This is a genomic window from Arthrobacter sp. U41, assembly GCF_001750145.1.
Classification (GTDB): Bacteria; Actinomycetota; Actinomycetes; order Actinomycetales; family Micrococcaceae; genus Arthrobacter.
This window is the reverse complement of sequence record NZ_CP015734.1, coordinates 132,963-151,508: the sequence shown is the minus strand read 5'-3', so window position 1 is coordinate 151,508 and position 18,546 is coordinate 132,963. Positions and strand designations below refer to the sequence as shown.

Annotated in this window: 14 protein-coding genes; 10 read left to right on the top strand and 4 right to left on the bottom strand. The window is 62.1% G+C overall.

Annotated features, from left to right (window positions below; translation table 11 throughout):
- Nucleotides 1-51 precede the first annotated feature (51 nt).
- The 3 genes from ilvD to ASPU41_RS21480 all read left to right on the top strand — a co-directional run bounded on the left by ilvD (nt 52) and on the right by ASPU41_RS21480 (nt 5,802).
- Nucleotides 52-1,755 (top strand): dihydroxy-acid dehydratase, encoded by a 1,704-nt coding sequence (ilvD, locus tag ASPU41_RS21490; protein WP_069953094.1) that lies wholly within the window; start codon nt 52-54, stop codon nt 1,753-1,755.
- Nucleotides 1,756-1,974: 219 nt separating this feature from the next.
- Nucleotides 1,975-2,562 carry a recombinase family protein gene (locus tag ASPU41_RS21485; RefSeq protein ID WP_069953093.1) on the top strand — a complete coding sequence of 196 codons (588 nt, stop codon included), beginning with the start codon at nt 1,975-1,977 and terminating at the stop codon, nt 2,560-2,562.
- A gap of 273 nt (nt 2,563-2,835) precedes the next feature.
- Nucleotides 2,836-5,802 carry a Tn3 family transposase gene (locus ASPU41_RS21480; protein ID WP_069953092.1) on the top strand — a complete coding sequence of 989 codons (2,967 nt, stop codon included), beginning with the start codon at nt 2,836-2,838 and terminating at the stop codon, nt 5,800-5,802.
- Between the two features lie 146 nt (nt 5,803-5,948).
- Here the strand turns inward: ASPU41_RS21480 and ASPU41_RS21475 are convergent, their stop codons facing one another.
- The 4 genes from ASPU41_RS21475 to ASPU41_RS21460 all read right to left on the bottom strand — a co-directional run bounded on the left by ASPU41_RS21475 (nt 5,949) and on the right by ASPU41_RS21460 (nt 8,635).
- Complete coding sequence (locus tag ASPU41_RS21475) at nt 5,949-6,404, bottom strand: hypothetical protein (RefSeq protein ID WP_069953091.1); 456 nt, start codon at nt 6,402-6,404, stop codon at nt 5,949-5,951.
- Nucleotides 6,405-6,540: 136 nt separating this feature from the next.
- Entirely contained in the window at nt 6,541-7,164 is a 624-nt protein-coding gene (locus ASPU41_RS21470) for a hypothetical protein (RefSeq protein WP_083266765.1), read from the bottom strand.
- Entirely contained in the window at nt 7,161-8,162 is a 1,002-nt protein-coding gene (locus tag ASPU41_RS21465) for a hypothetical protein (protein WP_069953090.1), read from the bottom strand. Before ASPU41_RS21465 ends, ASPU41_RS21470 begins: the two co-directional genes overlap by 4 nt.
- On the bottom strand, nt 8,159-8,635 hold the full coding sequence (locus tag ASPU41_RS21460) for a hypothetical protein (protein WP_083266773.1): 477 nt from the start codon (nt 8,633-8,635) through the stop codon (nt 8,159-8,161). Before ASPU41_RS21460 ends, ASPU41_RS21465 begins: the two co-directional genes overlap by 4 nt.
- Between ASPU41_RS21460 and ASPU41_RS24160 the strand changes: the two genes are divergently transcribed.
- The 7 genes from ASPU41_RS24160 (at nt 8,620) to ASPU41_RS21430 (ending at nt 18,396) form a co-directional block, all read left to right on the top strand.
- Nucleotides 8,620-8,676, top strand: a complete 57-nt coding sequence (locus tag ASPU41_RS24160; RefSeq protein ID WP_123256216.1) for an SEC-C metal-binding domain-containing protein — start codon at nt 8,620-8,622, stop codon at nt 8,674-8,676. The genes ASPU41_RS21460 and ASPU41_RS24160 overlap by 16 nt on opposite strands.
- A 202-nt stretch (nt 8,677-8,878) precedes the next feature.
- Nucleotides 8,879-9,292, top strand: coding sequence for a hypothetical protein (locus tag ASPU41_RS23665; protein ID WP_231941593.1), 414 nt, complete (start codon nt 8,879-8,881; stop codon nt 9,290-9,292).
- A gap of 141 nt (nt 9,293-9,433) precedes the next feature.
- A complete protein-coding gene (locus tag ASPU41_RS21450; protein WP_069953087.1) occupies nt 9,434-11,275 on the top strand; it encodes a hypothetical protein in 1,842 nt (613 codons plus the stop codon).
- A 434-nt stretch (nt 11,276-11,709) separates the two neighbouring features.
- Nucleotides 11,710-12,480: a ParA family protein gene (locus ASPU41_RS21445; RefSeq protein WP_069953086.1), complete on the top strand. Its 771-nt coding sequence runs from the start codon at nt 11,710-11,712 to the stop codon at nt 12,478-12,480.
- A complete protein-coding gene (locus ASPU41_RS21440) occupies nt 12,481-12,801 on the top strand; it encodes a hypothetical protein (RefSeq protein WP_069953085.1) in 321 nt (106 codons plus the stop codon). It abuts the gene before it with no gap.
- A 199-nt stretch (nt 12,802-13,000) separates the two neighbouring features.
- On the top strand, nt 13,001-13,345 hold the full coding sequence (locus ASPU41_RS23660) for a TnpV protein (protein WP_069953084.1): 345 nt from the start codon (nt 13,001-13,003) through the stop codon (nt 13,343-13,345).
- A 95-nt stretch (nt 13,346-13,440) separates the two neighbouring features.
- A complete protein-coding gene (locus tag ASPU41_RS21430) occupies nt 13,441-18,396 on the top strand; it encodes a helicase-related protein (RefSeq protein WP_069953083.1) in 4,956 nt (1,651 codons plus the stop codon).
- Nucleotides 18,397-18,546 lie beyond the last annotated feature (150 nt).

Below are 18,546 nucleotides of genomic sequence, written 5' to 3'. Positions count from 1 at the left end.
CCATAGCGTTCAGAGCGATACGTAGCTTGAAATCAACACCGGAGGAAAAATATGCAACCATCACATTTAGTGGACATCAAGCCCCGCAGCCGGGTCGTCACCGACGGAATCCACGCGGCGCCCGCGCGCGGCATGTTCCGGGCGGTCGGTATGGGGGACGATGACTTCGCCAAGCCGCAGATCGGCGTGGCGAGCTCCTGGAACGAGATCACTCCCTGCAACCTGTCCCTGAACCGGCTGGCCCAGGGCGCCAAGGAAGGCGTCCACGCCGGCGGCGGGTTCCCCATGCAGTTCGGCACCATCTCCGTCTCGGACGGTATTTCGATGGGACATGAGGGCATGCACTTCTCCCTGGTGTCCCGTGAGGTCATCGCCGACTCGGTGGAAACCGTGATGCAGGCCGAGCGGATCGACGGCTCGGTCCTGCTGGCCGGCTGCGACAAGTCCCTCCCGGGCATGCTGATGGCGGCGGCACGCCTGGATCTCGCCAGTGTCTTCCTCTACGCGGGCTCCATCATGCCCGGCTGGGTCAAGCTGGAGGACGGCTCCGAGAAGGAAGTCACCCTGATCGACGCCTTTGAGGCCGTGGGCGCCTGTGCCGCGGGCAAGATGAGCATGGAAGACCTCACCCGCATCGAAAAGGCGATCTGCCCGGGCGAAGGCGCCTGCGGCGGCATGTACACCGCCAACACCATGGCCTGCATCGGCGAGGCCCTGGGTATGTCCCTCCCCGGCTCCGCCGCTCCGCCCTCGGCAGACCGCCGCCGTGACGTGTTTGCGCGCAAGTCCGGCGAAGCGGTGGTCAACCTGCTCCGCCTCGGCATCACCGCCCGCGACATCATGACCAAGAAGGCGTTCGAGAATGCCATCGCAGTGACCATGGCCTTCGGCGGTTCCACCAACGCCGTGCTCCACCTGCTGGCCATCGCCCGCGAAGCCGAAGTGGAGCTGACGCTCGAGGACTTCAACCGCATCGGGGACAAGATCCCGCACCTGGGCGACTTGAAGCCGTTCGGCCGCTACGTCATGACGGACGTCGACAAGATCGGCGGCGTGCCGGTCATCATGAAGGCACTGCTCGACGCCGGCCTGCTGCACGGGGACTGCCTCACCGTCACGGGCAAGACGGTCGCCGAAAACCTGTCGGCGATCAACCCGCCGGACCTGGACGGCAAGATCCTCCGTGCCATGGACAACCCGATCCACAAGACCGGCGGTATCACCATCCTGCACGGCACGATGGCCCCGGAGGGCGCCGTCGTCAAGAGCGCCGGCTTCGACGCCGACATCTTCGAGGGCACTGCCCGCGTCTTCGAGCGCGAACAGGGTGCACTGGATGCGCTCGACAAGGGCCAGATCCAGGACGGCGACGTCGTTGTCATCCGTTACGAGGGCCCCAAGGGCGGACCGGGCATGCGCGAGATGCTCGCCATCACCGGCGCCATCAAGGGTGCGGGCCTGGGCAAGGACGTGCTCCTGCTGACCGACGGCCGCTTCTCCGGCGGAACCACCGGACTCTGCATCGGCCACGTCGCCCCGGAAGCGGCCGACGGCGGCCCCATCGCCTTCGTCCAGGACGGGGACCGGATCCGCGTGGACATCGCCGCCCGCACGTTCGACCTGCTGGTGGACGACACGGAGCTCGAATCCCGCAAGGAAGGCTGGGAACCGATCCCGGCCAAGTTCACCAAGGGCGTGCTCGCCAAGTACGCCAAGCTCGTCCACAGCGCCTCGACCGGCGCATACTGCGGGTAAAGCACAAGCACCCATTTACAGGTCCACGGACGGTGACTACGTTGAGAATCACCCCCAACTGGAGACGAGTGCAGAGGACTTCAGAAATTCCGTGCAGACCACTTCGGAAAATGACAGCACTTTCGCACTGCGCACGGAACGGCAATGTCTCGACAAGTCGTCTCATAGCATAGCGTGTCTCAGGTACTTTCTTAGGGGTTTATGGGGCAGACTGCGGTCATGTCACTTCTCGGATACACCCGGATCAGCACCGCCGGCCAGGACGACCAGCTCCAACGTGACGCCCTCACCGCGGCAGGCGTCCAGGCCCGGGACATCTACTCCGATGTGACCTCCGGAAGTAAGGAGGCCACGAGCCGCCCCGGGATGCAGAGACTCATGGGCTACGCCCAAAGCGGTGACACGATCGTGGTGTGGCGCATCGACCGGCTCGGCCGATCCCTGCTCGATGTCCTGAACACCGTCAACGGGCTCCGGGACAAGGGAATCATGGTCCGCTCGATCGCCGACGGAATTGACCCGGAAACAACCACGGGGCGCCTGATGCTGAACATGCTCGCCACCTTGGCCGAGTACGAACGCGAACTCATCGTCGAACGCGTCAATGCCGGCATCACCGCCGCCCGCGCCGCCGGGACCATCTTCGGCCGCCCCGTGACCGACCCCGCACTCACCGCCGAAAAGCTCCAGATCGTCGCCACGGCCCGTGTCGAAGGAAAAACCGCACAACAGGCCGCCCAACTCGTCGGCTGGAGCCGGGCCACCCTGTACCGGCACCAGCAAGCCAACGTCCGGCTGAAGGACTGAGAGGGACCGGCATGGAACTGGGAAGGCCAGACCTCCATCCACGACTGCCTCGATCCCGTCGGCCCCAGAGCCATCGGCGCAGACGCCCAGACCGTCCGACGTTCAAAACAACGCCGGAGGAGCCCGCGCATGCGGCCCCGGAACCGCAGTCCGGACGCTGGGAAAACCGTCAACCCGGGCTACCAATGGCAAATGTGAATGACTTGATTCTCCGTGTCCGATGGGTGGCATGGCCGGGCTTATCGAGAACCCAGGTTTTCAGAAGGAGGGCCAATGCCCCGTCGTTCAATCCTGTCCGCCGCCGAGCGGCACACCCTGCTCGCCCTGCCCGAGGGCCAGGAAGAGCTGATCCGGCACTACACCCTCAATGATGCCGATCTGGCCCTCATTCGCCAGCGTCGCAAGCCGGAGAATCGGTTGGGCTTTGCCATCCAACTTTGCTACCTGCGATTTCCCGGCACCATCCTTGGCACCGACCAAACACCGGACCCACCGGTGTTGGCCATGGTGGCCGCGCAGCTCGGCGCTCCGGTCGAGAGCTGGGACGAGTACGGCCGGCGCGAACAGACCCGGCACGAGCATCTCAACGAGCTGCAAACGGGTTTCGGATTCAAACTATTCGGACTGAGCCAGTACCGGGCGGCGGTCCATGAGCTGGTTGAGCTGGCGTTGCAAACGGACAAAGGCATCGTGCTGGCCGGCGCCCTGGTCGAAAGCCTGCGCCGCCAGCGCATCGTCGTCCCGGCAGTGGATGTCATCGAGCGGGTTTGTGCCGAGGCGATCACCAAAGCCAACCGGCGCATCTACGCGGCATTGACCGGTGACCTTTCAGCTGATCACAAACACCGGTTGGATGGTCTGCTCAAGCGCAGGGAGGAAGGCAAGTCCACCCGGCTTGCCTGGTTGCGCCAGTCGCCGGTCAAACCGAACTCGCGGCACATGCTCGAACATATTGAGCGACTCAAAGCCTGGCAGACGCTGGAGCTGCCCGCCGGCATCGAACGGCAGGTCCATCAGAACCGTCTGCTGAAGATCGCCCGTGAGGGCGGGCAGATGACGCCGGCTGATCTGGCCAAGTTCGAGCCGCATCGCCGCTACGCGACCCTGGTCGCGGTGGCCGTAGAAAGCACGGCCACCGTCACCGATGAAATCATCGACCTACACGACCGCATCATCGGCAAGATGTTCAACACCGCCAAAAACCGGCACCAGCAACAATTCCAGGCGTCCGGCAAGGCGATCAACGACAAGGTGCGCCTGTACGGGAGCATCGGCAAGGCGCTGCTGGAGGCGAAGGAAAGCGGCACCGACCCCTTCGCTGCCATCGAGTCCGTCCTGTCGTGGGATGCCTTCACGACCAGCGTGACCGAGGCGCAAAAGCTTGCCCGGCCCGGGGACTTCGACTTCCTGCACCGCGTGGGCGAAAGCTACGCCACGCTGCGCCGCTATGCCCCCGAATTCCTGGCCGTGCTCAAGTTCCGGGCGGCACCGGCCGCCAAGGATATGCTCAAGGCCATCGAGGTGCTGCGTACCATGAACGCGGATAGCGCCCGTAAGGTGCCGGACGATGCGCCACGGGGATTCGTCAAGCCGCGCTGGGCAAAACTGGTCGTCACCGAAGACGGGGTCGACCGGCGGTATTACGAGCTGTGTGCGCTGTCGGAGTTGAAGAATGCGCTGCGCTCGGGCGATGTCTGGGTGCAGGGCTCGCGCCAGTTCAAGGACTTCGAGGAATACCTGGTCCCGGCGGGGGTGTTCAGCGATCTGTTGGCGTCCGGCGGCTTGCCGTTGGCCGTGGCCACCGATTGCGACGAGTATCTGTATGGCCGGCTTTCGCTGCTGGAGCAGCAGTTGGCGGTGGTCAACCGGATGGCCGCAGCCAACGACTTGCCCGACGCCATCATCACCGGGTCCGGGTTGAAGATCACCCCGCTCGACGCGGCCGTGCCCGACGCGGCGCAAACACTGATTGATCAGACGGCGATGCAGCTGCCGCACGTGAAGATCACCGACATGCTCATGGAGGTGGACGGGTGGACAGATTTCACCCGCCACTTCACGCACCTGAAGACCGGCGACAGCGCGAAGGACAAGAAGCTCCTGCTGACAACGATCCTGGCCGATGGGATCAACCTCGGGCTGACCAAGATGGCCGAGTCCTGCCCCGGCACGACCTACGCCAAACTGTCCTGGCTGCAGGCCTGGCACATCCGGGACGAAACCTACTCAACCGCCCTGGCCGAGCTGGTCAACGCCCAATTCCGGCAACCTCTCGCCGGGAACTGGGGCGACGGGACCACCTCGTCATCCGACGGCCAGCGGTTCAAGGCCGGCGGCAGGGCCCAGAGCACAGGCCACGTCAATCCCAAGTACGGTACGGAGCCGGGGCGGATGTTCTACACCCACGTCTCGGACCAGTACTCGCCCTTCAGTGCCAAGGTCGTCAACGTCGGCGTCCGCGACTCAACCTATGTTCTGGATGGCTTGCTGTATCACGAGTCGGACCTGCGCATCGAGGAGCACTACACCGACACGAATGGGTTCACCGACCACGTCTTCGGCCTGATGCACCTGCTGGGATTCCGCTTCGCCCCAAGGATCCGCGACCTGGGCGAGACCAAGCTGTACATCCCCAAAGGGGACACCCCCTACGGCGCACTCAAGCCCCTGATTGGTGGCGCACTCAACGTCAAAGCCATCCGCGCCCATTGGGACGAGATCCTGCGGCTATCCGCCTCGATTAAACAAGGCACCGTGACGGCCTCACTGATGCTGCGCAAGCTCGGCAGCTACCCCCGCCAGAACGGCCTGGCGGTGGCTCTGCGCGAGCTGGGCCGGATCGAACGCACCCTGTTCATCCTGGACTGGCTCCAAAGCGTCGAACTCCGGCGCCGGGTAAACGCCGGGCTGAACAAGGGCGAGGCACGTAACGCCCTCGCCAGGGCCGTGTTCTTCAACCGGCTCGGCGAAATCCGGGACCGTGGATTCGAGCAGCAACGCTATCGCGCCAGTGGCCTCAATCTCCTCACCGCCGCCATCGTGCTCTGGAACACCGTCTACCTCGAACGAGCCGCAAACGCGCGACGCGACCAGGACCCGGAATCCCATGACGCGCTCCTGCAATACCTGTCACCACTGGGTTGGGAACACATCAACCTCACCGGCGACTACACCTGGCGCAGCAGTGCCAGGATCGGCACGGGCAAATTCAGGCCCCTACGATCACCTTCCAAGGCTTAGCGTGGTATTTTTTCCGTTTTCTGAAGCGCCCCCTCCTAGGGGCTACGCCTGTAATACCACTCAATGTGCATGGTCAGGCCGTAGTGGGCGCCTGGAGCATGTCATGCTCCAGAGTCTACTGAAAAAAATTCAGTAGTGAAAATTGTTCAGTTAGTTGGGCGTTTCTTCTCGGGCCTGGGCGGAAGATTTCGGAGAGCTTCAGTTACCGCGCGAAGGGCGTCGATGTTCACTTCTCCCAGAACCCGCGCCGCGAAGTGCTCTACCTCGGCAATGCGGTAAGCCTCTATCAGGCGGAGCTCAGCCTCGACGCGTTCCGGGATGGGACCGCTTCGCTGAAGCAGGTAGTTCTCGTCAACGTCAAAAAAGTACGCCAGTGCCTTCAGAAGCTCAGGATCCCAACGGTTATCAGGAGAGCCGGCCAATAGCCGGTGCCACCGCGTCCTTGTGAGCGTGAGCCCTTGTTCCGCGAGGCCCTGTCGAACGTCTTCATACGTGAAACTGTCGGCGTCTTTGGCATGCACGATGTCCAGAAGAAGCTGGATTTTCGACGCGAGAACCTCTTTATCGCTCCGGGAATCTATAGGGTTTTCGTTCGATTTCACGCGGGATCCTGCTCCTGGCCAACACGGGTGGCCACATTCCGAGGACAGCGCTTTCGCAGTGGTAGCGAAGTCACAGTCCTCCTTCTAAATACGTCATGGGTGCACCATTTGTCAGGCCTGGTGGCTTGGTGGAATGTCACCCGACAATGAGAGTATATGAGGCTCCGAACGCGACAACACCGGTTATGAAGCCTGCAATGACCTGAGGAGCTGAGTGGTCCCGGAGATAGACCCTGGACCAGCAGACAAGAGGGGCTGCCACGACGAAGGGAAGCCCCAGCCAGCCGAACATCAGTACAGCCGACACTGTCGCGCCGCCCAACGTCATCGCGTGACCCGATATCTTCCAGATCGGGCTGACCAAGATCAGGGCCAGAATCCCGAAGAGGATCCCGCCAATTAGTCCCCAGACAGGCTGGGGTGCGCCGATGACCGAGAGGATTGCGCAGCCAATCAGCGACGAGCCCAGGGTCCAGAGCATGACCGGGCGACGTTGCTTTTTGTCTCCAACATGGTGGTCCGTCAGCTGGCCTCTCTTGGCCAGTATGAGTACGACAGCAAACGGCACCAGGCAGATGAAAAGTGCAGCGACAATGCCCGACCAGATGGAGACCATCCACCGATCGCCCAAGAGCGAAGCCAAGATCAGCAGGAACGACAACACCAGAGGCGGTTGCGCGATCTCGGTTGCGGACCTGGCCACACGGCCGACGGCCGTGGAGGACCTCTCTGCGGTCAGGGTCGTGGTTGCTGCTGTCACTGAGGTGCCTTTACCGGCAGCAGCAACTCCAAAGAATCGACGCCGCCATCGAATCGGGCTTGGGCCGCGTCTAAGACACGGCCGGCAAGCATGGGTGTGGATCGCCCGGAGAGAACGACCTTCTGATCGCTGGAGCGAATAACGTACTCGTACAGGCCCACGGAGGGGCACTTCACGAAACAAGAGTTCGCAATGGCGACCAGCCAATGTGCACGGGAAAGACCCCAATAGGTCCGACCCATTGTGGCCGTCAGAAACACCAAGGCGACACGGTCGCGAAGTTGAATCCGACGCCACGCCTTCACGATCGGCGGGATACCCAGACCCAAAGAGGTGAGCAGAACCCCGCCGTAGAACAGTGGACTGAACACGACGTACAGAACCTGATGCAAGGACGGGGTGCCGACCTCGAAGTGCCTCGCGGTCATGTAAGCAATTTCTTCAACGGACGCCAACGCGACCAACGCCATGCCTGCCGCGACAACACGGGCACTCACGCGGACGGGCAGGCTTTCCTGAGGCCGGAGGCAGATGCGCAGGACCGACACAGCGAGCAATGCCAAAATGCCCATGTAGACGCCGGCATAGAGGTAGACCGGCACCTGCTGGACATTCTCCGGTACATAGCTTGGGGTAGTTGGAACGAACCGCTGCGACAAGAATGGGGCGCTGATTGTAAGAGCTGCGAGGACGGCAGCTACGGGTCCGTGGCTGAAACGGACTCGGTAGCACTCATCCGGTGAGTAGGCCGCGAAGATTCCTTCCCGTACCAGCCAGACGGCGGCCGTTACACACAAATTGCGAAAAAGATGAAGGAAGTTGACGCCGCCAAGGGCACCATCAATGGTTTCTTCGGGTACGACGACACCTGTAAGAAAGAGCCCGAGGACGCCAATTCCGATCGCGCCAACGAATGCCGTTGAAGATCCCCAGCGAACGACGAAATATAGGCGAAAGGCAAATACCGTTGCCAGGATCCAGAACGCAGCGGCGATCATAGGCCAAACATTCGTTCGGCCTTCGTGGCCTCCTTCGCAGGCGTGGCATGCAGAACCCGCGCCAGACCAAAGGCCAAATTTTCGGCGGCAGCTTCGGCCTCGTCCAATGGAACGTCCACTGCACGGCACATCCAGCTGACGCCGTTCCGCTTACCAATAGCGGAGAAAAACGACCCCGCGATAAGCCCGTCGAGCGGCTTCCCCTTATGGCCCAGGAGAATGTGGCTCAGTTCATGCAGTACGACGTGAACACTCCAAGCCTTGGCACCCCGCAGGTAGTGGACGATGCCATGGCTGGGTGTATCAATCCACTGGCCGGTGACACCTTCTCCAAGACTGTCCACTGTGCCTTCCTCGAAGACCAGACGTTTGCCGTACTTTTCTTCGACCGCAGTCACTAGATCGCCCAGATCCGGGTACTCGGGAAGGCTCAGGATATCGATGACGTCAGCGGTCAGTGTGGACTGTTCCATGTCCCTGCGGCTCCGGTAATCCACTGAAAAAATTTCAGTAATGTGTACTATGAAATCAACGCCCGACGGCGTCTTGGCAAGGAGCCACCCTACCAAGCTTCCAAAAACACCTGCTGTCACAGGCGGGCAGGGGATCCCCGGCGACTGAGGCCTTACACCGAGAGCACAGGCGCCGGGCTATATGCGAATAAGGAGACCGATCTGCTGGACATGAATCTCCCGCGCCCTCACCGGAGCACAACTATGCAAAAAGACGGCACAGCAGGCGCGCATACAGCCAGCGGTCGTAGCAGCTTCTCCCTGTCCACCCTGGGCGCGGCATCAGTTGGGCGCCTGACCTTGGCAAATACTGGCGACACGCCAACGGACGCTGAAGCACTTAACGGTACTGGTACGGATAGGCTCGAATTTATGAGTGCAGCCATTCACCGACGCGAACGCGGTACGGGTGCCGGAAACGTCGTACTAAAAGTAGACGTCGCCGCGCCTGCAAAGGCCCTGGTAGAGCGAGTAGCGACCCACATGGGCCTCTCAAAAGGCCAGGCAACCGAAATGCTTCTTACGAGCATCCGCTTGGATTCTCGCGGGCTGCCGCTCTGGGACAACATTGACGACTTTCAGAACCAAGGAGCTTTGCCTATCGCGAAGGCCGGTTAAAGACTGAAGGCCCGCTCTCGCGGGCCTTCAAAAGTATGACGTTCAGATCCACATCTTGGCGGATCAGAGATCTGAACTTATCCAAGCTTCCCGTGAGGGTGGCTCGCTTTGCTATACCCCCGAAAGGACTAGCTGGTGTCTATGGTACCCGCAGAGGTCTCCTCGTCAACACTCGACGCGGCGCGTCAGATCACGCCTCAAGAAGCATGGTCCCTCGCTCCGCTGATCGCCGGCGCACCGACTTACCGCCTGGGACGGTGGATTGGCGGCCGCTTCCAGTACCCGCGGCCGCAGAACCCGCCCCGGATCACCGCTGCGTTGCCGACACGGCCGGCGGCTGTCCCCATTCACGGAGCAGACGGTTCCGTGGTTACTCTCTGCCTTGACCTGGATACCTCCAAAGCGCTGCAGGGCGTCGTTGATGACGACGCCCAACGCCTCGGGAAGCTCTTGGAGAGTTGCGGTATCCGCTACGTCGCGGACGTCTCCCCCAGCGGCGGACGCCATCTCTACATCCCGCTCGCGGAACGCATGAGCGGCCCGGAGGTCCGGGAACTCGTCGAAGCCATGGCTCTCGTGGCTCCGAGTCTCGATCCCAGCCCGCATCAGAACGTCACCGACGGCTGTATCCGGGTTCCAGGTTCCGCACATAAGTCCGGCGGTCACCAGACCCTGACCACTTCCCTGGTCGCTGCCTACGACATCCTGCGCCGCCGTAATTCAACCACGGCTGTCGCTGCGCTCCGGCTGGCCCTGGCACCGGAGCTCCGGCGTGCCCGCCAGCTAAAGGACCGCACGGCCAAGATAGCGGCCGCGGCGACGGCGCACGGTATCCGCCCCGTTCCCATGGGCGGGAGCCAATCTCCCTTACGGGTGCTGGCCCGGACCGGGCTGTACGACACGACCAAGTACGCCAGCCCGTCAGAGGCCCGCATGGCGGTCCTGAACCATTTCGCCGCCTGTGGCTGGACCCTGGCTCAGGTCCGCCTCGAGCTGGGTGGCCAGTTCCCCGGCCTCGCAGCCCTCTACACCAACACCGACCGGCAGGAACGCCTGCTCGACGCAGAGTGGGCCGAGGCCAACCGCTGGATCCAAAAACCAGGAACCCAATCAACTGGCAGAAGGACTACCCGTATTAACGACACAAGCCTCCCAGAACCCACAGGGGGGGCCGGCAGAACCAGCAGCAAAGCTGCTGTACACCAGCTCGTGAACGATCTCGAAAATGTCCTCTACACAGTCCTGGACCACCGGCTGAAAGAACGCGGACGTGAGGGGCTGAGCCTGCGTCTGTTGCTGCGCGCCGTGCTTGGCTACATGCGAACAATGGAGACTGATCTGCTGGATGTAGGCTGTCGTACCTTCGCTAGCGCACTGGGCAAACACCACGGCACCATCTCCAGACTCCTCCCGATGCTGCAGCAAGCTTCAGACGGCATTTTGACCAAAGTCGCCGATGCCCGCGGCCGCAACGCCGACACCTACGTGATCCAACTCCCCCAGCACTTTGAACAACTCGCACAGGAACTCTCCTGGCGTAGCGGGAAAATCCATGGCATCCGACCCGTCTTCCGCGCCCTGGGCGATGTCGCCGCCCTCGTCTACGAATCCATCGAACGCGGACGCCACTCCCCCACCACAGCAGCAATCGTCCGGACCACGGGGCTCAGCCGCACAGCCGTAGAAACAGCCCTGGGCGCCATGAGCAGCTACAACATGATCGAACGCCGGCACGGGCAATGGAGAATTGTCGCCGGGACCAGCCTGACAGCACTGGCCCGCCGGCTCGGGGCACTTGACGATGCTGCAGAGCAGATCAGCCGCCATCGAAAGCAGCGCGGAGCCTGGCACGCCTGGCTGGACAGGAATCTAGTTCCTGAGCTTGCGGAGCACGAAGTGGAAGACCCCGAGTCCGACCTTTACTGGATTCCTCCCTCGGAAAACGAACTGGATTTCGTAGGGATGCTGTGGCGCGTGGCTTGAAGCTCTGCACCATCATGGAACCTTTGACGAATACTGCCGGTATAGATTGGTTCCGCGGCAACGATCTTCTTTGGGCAGTGCCTCACGTATTTAATAATTATGTCATGACAGATTGACGGATTGATGTACGTCTATCAATCTGGCCTGGCAGAGACTCAAGGAGCCACACGTCCGTTGCCAGACGTCCGGTCCTGTCTCCTGTCTCCTGTAGGCGTATTGGGATGGGGGGTTGTCCGTGCATCAAACCTTTCGGATTCCCGTAGGGAGGTCGTCGGTCACTGGCAGAGGTCGCGCGTGGAATGCAGACCAGCAGGCGGCAGGCAGCGCAAGCTGTCCAGACATATTGAAGCCATAAATAATTCTGTCATGACAGATTGATAGATTGACGTACATCCATCAATCTGGCAGTCTGTATTTAAACGTGAAGGAGCAACATGAAAGTGACTGCCATAGGCAACCGAAAGGGCGGGGTAGGCAAGACGTCCGTGACCCTCGGACTTGCCACCGGACTCCGGCTCATCGGCAAGAAAGTTCTAGTCATCGATCTGGATCCCCAAGCCAACGTCACTGACGCACTTGAGGGGGCTGGAGAGTTTGACATTTTTGACGTCCTCTACGGCGGGGAGGCCGGTACTCTCGGGCAAGCTATCACCACGACCTCGTGGGCTGGCATTGACCTCATTCCGAGCTCCGAGTCGCTGGCTCGGCTGGAGTCCGAAAGCATAATGACTCCAGAGATGCGGCTCAAGGCGGCCGCTTGGGGTGCAGAGGAACTAGAAGAGTACGACCATGTCCTCATTGATTTGCCGCCGGCTCTCGGGAGGCTAACCCTGAACGGACTCATCTGGGCTGACCGTGTCTTGGTTGTGACCGAGCCGGCCGCATTCTCCGTCAAGGGAGTGACCGAATTCCTGGAAACGGTCAAGAAGGTGCAGTCGCTGCCTCACCTGAACCCTGCTCTGGAATTCATCGGCATCATCATTAACAAAACCAGCTCACCACTGACCGGCGAGCACGCGTTTCAGATCGGCGAACTCGAAGCGGAGTATGGCAGCGACGTGATGGATCCGCACCTGCCCCTTAGGACGGCGATGCAGGATTCCATCAGCAGCAGGGCGCCGCTGACAAAAATTAATAGCAGGGGAGCGGCCATCATGACAGAGAAGTTCGTCGCCCACGCACGCTACTTGGATGGGGAGAAGTAAATGGCCGTCGACAGAAAGTCATCCATTCGAAAGGCGCCCGCCGCCGATGTCGTTGATGTCCTAACATCCAGAGCGGAAGCACCATCGCTGAGGCCTGATGTGCTGCCCGTTGTCGAGGCGTGGTCGGCCAAGTCAAATCTCGAGCCTGTTGGTACGAGGGGGCCGGGCCCGGGCCGGCCGAGAGGCAAGAGAAGGATGGAGCCGTTTTCATCCAAGATCGAGATCGGCCTCCGCGACGAAATGGATGCTTACATCGAGGAATATGGAATCACGATTACAGACTTCCTTGATGAAGCGATACGAGATCGTCTAAAAAAATAATTCCATCTAGACAGAATTATTAACCCGAGGTCCAGCGTTGCCGTTCCGTGCATCGTGGAAGGTAATGGACCTCGAACCCGGCTACCGTGGATGCTGAAATATTTTCAGTAGAGGGGTTGGGCCATGGCAGGGCGCAAGAAGCAAGTAGATGGTCAGCTGAGCTTCGAGGCTCTGTGGGCAGCACCAGAGGAGGATCGTGATGAACAAGTACGGCAGGCAGGCTCAGGAAGCCTGGAAGGCAGCAAGTCCGACGCGTTACAGCCAGATCCAGGATCCGGAGGACTTCTTCACCAGGCTGGGGGAGGAAGCCCAGGAACAAGTGGACGGGCTGCTGATGAAGATCGCAGGACCGGACCCGCAGGGCGAAACGTATCTGGAGAAGGTCGGCCGGTTGAACGCAGCGCGGAACCAGGCCGAGGAAATCGTCCGCTACGACCTGCTCTCGCCACCGGAGACGGAGGACGAAGAGGAGTACGTGAGCCCGAGTATTCAGGAACACCTGGAGTTTATGTCCGAAGTGCAGAGGCTTCGGGAGCAACTCTAGACACTGCTGCCGACAGGTTCCGCCCCTCATCCCAGGATGACCTTGCCCCATCGGGTGCCCGCAGTCGTATCCGGGCGAATCTTGCAGCCCTTGAAGTGCTGCGGACGCTGCAGAGCGAGGGACGTCAGGCCACGGAGGCTGAGAAGGCGTCACTGGCGCGGTGGGGGAGTTGGGGAGCGCAAGGCGTCTTCCAGATATTCGATGATTCCCGCGAGGAGTATGCCGGGGACCGTGAGCATCTTCGCGGCCTCCTGAGCGAGGTCGAGTATGACGCGGCCCGCAGGACAACGATCAACGCGCACTACACGGACGCGGCCTACGTGCAGGCCATGTGGTCCACCGTCCGGGAGCTGGGCTTTGACGGCGGCACTGTCCTGGAACCGGGATCCGGTGTGGGAACCTTCATGGGTTTCGCCCCGGACGCCGCCGAGATGACCGGTGTGGAGCTGGATCCGACCACCGCGGCCATCTCCCAGGCTCTCTATCCCGGGGCCACCGTCCGGGCCGAGTCCTTTGCCGATACCAAGCTGCCGACCGGGCACTTCGATCTGGCTATCGGCAACGTACCCTTCGCGAACGTCACCCTGCACGATCCCCGCCACAACGCCGGCGGCCACTCAATCCACAACCACTTCATCCTCAAGTCCCTGGAACTGACCCGCCCGGGCGGCATGGTGGCGGTGCTGACGTCCAGCTTCACCCTCGATGGCACGAATCCTTCAGCCCGCCGGGAAATGAACCAGCTGGCCGACCTCGTGGGCGCCGTCCGGCTGCCCACCGGCTCACACCGCAAGGCAGCCGGCACCGATGCCATGACGGACCTGCTGATCTTCCGCCGCCGGGAAACCGGGCAGGAACCGGCCTCTACTCTCTGGGAAACCGTCACCGCCCGTCGGATCGACGGGACCATCACCCGCCTGAACTCTTACTTCGATGAGTACCCGGAACGGCTCCTTGGCGAGCTGCACGTCAGCCACGGCATGTACGGGGCGGAAACCCTGCAGCTGACCACCGATGATCTTTCGACCGTCCCGGAACGGCTGAACGCAACACTGGCCGACGTCGTACGCGAGGCCCGGACCGCCGGGATGGTGATGACTGAGCGGACCGCTGACCAGGAGCGTCAGCGGGCCGCCTATGTTCCGGCGGCCGCCCACGAGTGGGATGGCCACATCGGCGCCGCCGACAACGGCTTCACCGTTGTCGAAAAAGGCTCACACACCGAACTCGCCGTGCCCAAGACCCAGGTCGCTGAACTCCGGGCCCTGCTGGGGCTGCGCGACAGCGCCCGGCAGTTGCTCACCGCAGAGGCCGAAAGCCGCGAGGACACCGCCGGCATTGATGCGCTCCGTGAGGAAGTGAAGAGTGCCTACGGTCAGTACTCGGAAACCTACGGGCCGATCAACCGCTACACGCTCCGGGACACCGGACGCGTGGATGAAGAGACGCAGGAGCCCATCCAGGCCCGTATGACGCCCAAGGCAGTCTCTATCGTCTCCCGTGACCCGTTTGGTCCTCTGGTGATGGCGTTGGAAAACTTCGATGAAGCCACGCAGACAGCTTCGCCGGCTGCCCTGCTTTCGACCCGTCAGGTCCAGCCGCGCCGACCGGTCCTTGGCGTGGACACGGCAGAAGAAGCCCTCACCGTCACCCTCGACACCGTAGGGGAGGTTGACCTGGACTACGCAGCATCCCTATTGGGTATTAGCGTTGACGAAGCCCGGTCCGCCATGGCGGAGAGCATCTATCAGGTCCCGGGAACCGACGAGACCTACCAGAGCAGGGCCGAATACCTGTCCGGGAACGTGCGGGAGAAGCTTGAAGTGGCCCAGGCGGCTGCGCTATCTGACGACAGGTACGCCGTCAACGTGCAGGCCCTCACCGGGGCCATGCCGGAACCGCTGCGCATGGATGAAGTCGAAGCCCGCCTCGGCGCGGTCTGGATCGACGCCGGCACGCACCAGGAGTTTGTCCGGGAAATCCTGAACGACCCCTACGCCACCGTCTCCAACGCCGCCGGCTCCATGTGGGACGTCAAAGCCAACCGCCACACCCTGGCCGCCACCAGCAACTGGGGCACCCAGCGAATGCCCGCCTCCGATGTCCTCAAACAGGTCCTGGAGCAGCGGACCGTGCGGGTCACAGACGAAGGAGAGGACAAGCGCCGCATCCTGAACCCCACCGAAACCGCTGCGGCCCAGGAAAAAGCCCAGCTGCTGCAGGAGCGTTTCAGCGAATGGGTGTGGGAAGAACCCGAACGGGCCACCCGTCTCATTGACGAGTACAACCGCCGCTTCAATTCCATCGTGCTGCGCGACTACAGCACCGAGGGAGAGAGGCTGACCCTGCCGGGAATGGCCAAGGACTTCTCCCCACGCCCGCACCAGCGCGCGGCCGTGGCCCGGATGCTCTCCGAACCTGCCGTGGGCCTGTTCCACCAGGTCGGCGCGGGAAAGACCGCTGAAATGGTTATGGGTGTGATGGAACTGCGCCGGCTGGGTATGGTCAACAAGCCCGCCGTCGTGATCCCCAACCACATGCTCGAACAGTTCGCCCGCGAATGGCTCCAGATCTACCCCCAGGCCAGAATCCTCGCAGCATCATCGAGTGATCTTGCCGGGGATAAGCGACGTCAGTTCGTGGCTCGCGCGGCCGCCAACGAGTGGGACGCTGTAGTCATGACCCGCACAGCCTTCCAGCGCGTGAGCCTCAGCCCCGAAGCTGAAGCCTCGTATATGAGAGCCGAAGTCGCCCAAGCGCGGGCCGAGCTGGAAGCAGTCAGGGACAGCGGCCAGGAGAACGGACAGGCCAGCTCCAGCATCGTCAAACGGCTCGAAAAGGTGGTCCTGGGACGGGAAGAACGCCTCAAAGCCAAGCTCGATACCCCCGCCGATCCGGGGATCAGCTTCGAGGAAACCGGCATTGACTACCTCGTGGTGGACGAGTTGCACGACTACAAGAACCTGGAGACGCCCAGCAACATCCCCGGTGCCGGAATCCAAGGCTCGCAGCGGGCGAGCGACCTGCATATGAAGACGGAGTTCCTGCGCCAACGTGAGGGCCGGCGCGTGATCACCGGGGCCACGGCTACGCCCATTGCCAACTCCGTCACGGAAATGTACGTCATGCAGCGCTACCTGCGCCCGGACCTGCTCCAGGCTGCTGGAATCCAGGACTTCAACACCTGGGCAGCAACCTTTGGGCAGGTTGTCGAGGAAATGGAACTCTCGGTAGCCGGCGGTGACCGGTTCAAACTCAAGAGCCGGTTCGCGAAATTCCAGAACGTCCCCGAGCTGCTGAAGATGTTCCACACCTTCGCGGACGTGAAGACCGCCGAGGACTTGAAGCTCCCCGTCCCGGCCCTCGCCGCAAGGGACGGGGACGGGCTGCGGCAGCCGAACATGCTCACCGTGGAACCCAGCCCCGAACTGCGCGAGTACATTCAAGACATCGGCCAGCGGGTGGACCGCATCCAGCAAAAGCTCGTGGACGCCGAGGAAGACAACATGCTCAAAGTCTCCTCAGACGGCCGCAAGGCCGCCCTGGACATGAGACTCGTTGACCCCGCACTGTCCCAGCAAGGGCCCACCAAGATCAGCGCCACCGCTGACTTGCTGGCCAGTGTGTACGAAGAGCACAAGGACCGCATCTACACTGACCCGAAAACCGGAGAGCCGGACCCCGTGCCCGGTGCCCTGCAGCTGGTGTTCTGCGACTTCGGCACACCCTCTGAGAAGTGGAACGTCTACGGCGAACTGAAAGACCAGCTACGCCGCCGCGGCGTCCCCGAACACATGGTCCGGTTCATCCACGAAGCCAAGAACGACACCGAAAAAGGCCGGCTTTTTGCCGCCGCCCGCTCCGGCCAGATCGCCGTGCTGATGGGCTCGACCTCAAAAATGGGCGTCGGCACCAACATTCAAAAACGCGCCGTGCACCTGGTGGACATGGATGCCCCGTGGCGGCCTTCCGACGTCGAGCAACGCCACGGCCGCATTCTGCGCCAAGGTAATCAGAACCCCGAGGTCCGCATCTCCCAGGTGGTCGCTAAGGAATCCTTCGATTCCTTCATGTGGCAGGGACTTGAACGAAAGTCCCGGTTCATCAACCAGATCATGCGCGGGCGCCTGGACGTGCGCGAAATCGAGGACATCGGGGACAACACCCTGAACTTCGCCCAGGCCAAAGCCAGCACCAGCGGCAACCCGCTGGTGCTGGAAAAAGCCGTCGCCGACCAGGAACTGGCCCGCCTGAGCCGCCTGGACCGGGCCTACAACCGCAACATGGTTGCTGTCGCCCACACCAAACGCGGCGAACAATCCGCGGCCGCCGCCGCCGCCCAGGACCTGCCCCAGATCCGGGCAGCAGCGGCGTGGACCGTGGATACGACCGCGGATGCCTTCAAAGCCACCATCGACGGTAAGGCGCTCGATAACCGCGGGGACGCGGCCGAAGCGCTCCGGGCATGGGCCGGCAAGCACGGCCATCGACTCGTGAATCTCTACGGCTACGACGAGCTCGGAACCATTGCCACCCTTGGCGGTCACGAACTCCGTGCCCGCCTTATGCCGGCCCGGGACCTGGACCGGGCGACCGTCGAAGTACGCATCCAAGGAGTGCCCAGGGCAACCACACAAATAGCCCGCCGCAGCCTCCTGTCCGCCGATCTAGGCACCATCAGGCAACTCGAAAACAGAGTCTCATCGCTCCCAAAGCTCGCAGCCGACGTCGAAGCACGACGGCAGGAAGCGCTCACCCACGTCGAACAGGCAGACAAAGCCCTGGCGGAACCCTTCAAGCACGCCGACACACTCAAAGCCGCCCAAGCGGACTCGGCACGGATCAACCAACTCATGGCCGCCGCCGCAAAACCGGAAGACCCAGCACCATCCGAACCACCGGCCGGAATTGACCCCCGGATGGAAAAGATGCAACGGCTCATGAACGCCTCATTCCCGCCACAACCAGGCACCGGAGTCGCCACCGCCACACCGGCCCAACCGCGGAGCCCGGACCAGCGCCGGGAGCAACAAACCGAATACGGGCGCTAAAGATCCTTCCCAGGAGGACGGAAGCCTTCCGCAGCTTTGAAGCTGTGCAGGGCTTTCGTGTGGGCAGCTACATGGCTCGTACTATCAATTTGATATCACCCCAGTATCAGAAAGATATGGGCTGAGATTCGCATCAACGGGGCGGCAGAT

Bases quoted from the DNA above. Each gene is read 5' to 3' on its own strand.
- ilvD (WP_069953094.1), top strand. From the start codon at position 52: ATGCAACCATCACATTTAGTGGACATCAAGCCCCGCAGCCGGGTCGTC.
- ASPU41_RS21480 (WP_069953092.1), top strand. From the start codon at position 2,836: ATGCCCCGTCGTTCAATCCTGTCCGCCGCCGAGCGGCACACCCTGCTC.
- ASPU41_RS21440 (WP_069953085.1), top strand. From the start codon at position 12,481: ATGGCCGTCGACAGAAAGTCATCCATTCGAAAGGCGCCCGCCGCCGAT.
- ASPU41_RS21450 (WP_069953087.1), top strand. From the start codon at position 9,434: ATGGTACCCGCAGAGGTCTCCTCGTCAACACTCGACGCGGCGCGTCAG.
- ASPU41_RS23660 (WP_069953084.1), top strand. From the start codon at position 13,001: ATGAACAAGTACGGCAGGCAGGCTCAGGAAGCCTGGAAGGCAGCAAGT.
- ASPU41_RS21460 (WP_083266773.1), bottom strand. From the start codon at position 8,635: ATGGAACAGTCCACACTGACCGCTGACGTCATCGATATCCTGAGCCTT.
- ASPU41_RS21465 (WP_069953090.1), bottom strand. From the start codon at position 8,162: ATGATCGCCGCTGCGTTCTGGATCCTGGCAACGGTATTTGCCTTTCGC.
- ASPU41_RS21485 (WP_069953093.1), top strand. From the start codon at position 1,975: ATGTCACTTCTCGGATACACCCGGATCAGCACCGCCGGCCAGGACGAC.
- ASPU41_RS21445 (WP_069953086.1), top strand. From the start codon at position 11,710: ATGAAAGTGACTGCCATAGGCAACCGAAAGGGCGGGGTAGGCAAGACG.
- ASPU41_RS23665 (WP_231941593.1), top strand. From the start codon at position 8,879: ATGCAAAAAGACGGCACAGCAGGCGCGCATACAGCCAGCGGTCGTAGC.